The organism is Myroides sp. LoEW2-1, from assembly GCF_009767705.1.
Lineage (GTDB): Bacteria > Bacteroidota > Bacteroidia > Flavobacteriales > Flavobacteriaceae > Flavobacterium > Flavobacterium album_A.
This window is the reverse complement of record NZ_WSPP01000026.1, coordinates 1-1,697: the sequence shown is the minus strand read 5'-3', so window position 1 is coordinate 1,697 and position 1,697 is coordinate 1. Positions and strand designations below refer to the sequence as shown.

Annotated in this window: 2 protein-coding genes; both read left to right on the top strand. The window is 30.4% G+C overall.

Going from position 1 to position 1,697, the window contains the following annotated elements:
• Nucleotides 1–736: 736 nt before the first annotated feature.
• Nucleotides 737–1,078 carry a cupin domain-containing protein gene (locus tag GOQ24_RS02550; RefSeq protein WP_155093478.1) on the top strand — a complete coding sequence of 114 codons (342 nt, stop codon included), beginning with the start codon at nucleotides 737–739 and terminating at the stop codon, nucleotides 1,076–1,078.
• 192 nt (nucleotides 1,079–1,270) lie between these two features.
• Nucleotides 1,271–1,633, top strand: coding sequence for a hypothetical protein (locus GOQ24_RS02545; RefSeq protein ID WP_160339047.1), 363 nt, complete (start codon nucleotides 1,271–1,273; stop codon nucleotides 1,631–1,633).
• Nucleotides 1,634–1,697: the final 64 nt, after the last annotated feature.

Here is a 1,697-nt window from a genome sequence, read left to right as displayed (position 1 = left end):
ATATTTTCGATTAGCGCGTTAATTCAAATCTTTCGACTTGCCTTACTCTCTTTTTGTATGCTGTTGTCCAATATGTCTTAGAACGTATTCTTCTTGTTTTTTTCACTTGTGTTTCAAAGCGAGTGCAAAAGTAAAACTATTTTTTAATCTCGCAAAACTTTTTTCGAAAAATTTCTTTTTCTTTTTTTCTTGCAAACCACAGTGTTTACTGAAGCGGACCGCAAAGATAATACCTTATCTTTCACTTATCCAAACTTTATTTTGTTAAAGTTTTTAAAGCTTTTCAAAGTTATTAATTCTTCTTTGCTGCTTTCTTTATATTTAGGAGCATCTACCTCTAGAGTTGTTATTACTTCTCTAATGCGGATGTAAAAGTAGTATCTTTTACGCTACTTCCAAACTTTATAACGCCTTTTTTTAAAGGTTTTTTTCGGAGTAACGATAACTACCTATTATGATACACGTTACAAGTGAAACTTTTTTTAGTATTTCTGATATCACACTCCTTCCCTACCTTACTTACACCAGTAATAATGCATTTAATTCCTTTAACAAGATTCTTTATACTATATATAGTATAGTACACATCTAAACTAACATCTTATTCTACTATTAGTATTCTCATACCTTATAAGGTCCATTAAATCTTTCACAACTACCACTAACATAATTAAATAAACAACTAAATACCACAAAGTAATTCACTAACTTTATATAGAATTTAAAAATAAGAGTTATGGATAAAGCGAATATTTTAGAGAACCTAACTTATGGCGATAGTAAACCAGCGATAGCTATATTGATTGACAACGCAGCGACAAAAGAGATACGAATCGCTTTTAAAAGTGGACAAGAGATGAAAGAACACAAAACAAAGTTCCCCATAGTTGTACATATTATAAAGGGCAACATTGATTTTGGTGTAAACAGTGAGCGATATAACTTAAAAGAAGGAGATATAATCACTCTTGAGCCTAATGTACCACACGATTTACTAGCTAAAGCAGACAGTATAGTAAGATTAACTTTAAACAAATCTGATACAATTTCGAGGGTTGAGAAAGTAATTAACAGCTAATTACAAATGATACGAATAATGATCTTACAAGATTTACCAATATATAAGGTGTAAAGTACAATAAACCCATTGCTACTCTACACCTTTTTCCTTTTAAATACAAGGTCAAAGCTACAGAGAGCAACCGAAACATCTTGTTAAATCACGCATAGAAAGACAAATAATCTCTACTTTTGTAAAAAAACAATCACAATGAAAAAAATATTATTGAGTATATTTATTTTAATTAGCACACTCACTTATTCACAAAAACTTGAAATTATTCCCTTAGGTGTATATGGTGGAGGGATTGAAAGTAATCTATCCTCATATTTAATAGGTATAGAAAATAGCAAGAGCTATATTTCCTTAGATGCAGGCACGATACGAGCAGGAATAAACAAAACAATTGAATACAATACATTTGATGATACAACTGAAAACATCTTACAGAATTATATCAAAGGTTATTTTATAACTCATGGCCACCTAGATCATCTTGCTGGTTTAATCATTAATTCTCCAGATGACAGTAGTAAAGTATCCGCCCGAGCAAGTGCATATTTCATAATATAATGTAAAGAAGTAAGTTTGCTTGAAATAATAAAGAGATGAGCAAACAAGAAATTATGTACTCTCA

Coding starts and splice junctions, on each gene's coding strand:
- GOQ24_RS02545 (WP_160339047.1), top strand. CDS start 1,271: ATGAAAAAAATATTATTGAGTATATTTATTTTAATTAGCACACTCACT.
- GOQ24_RS02550 (WP_155093478.1), top strand. CDS start 737: ATGGATAAAGCGAATATTTTAGAGAACCTAACTTATGGCGATAGTAAA.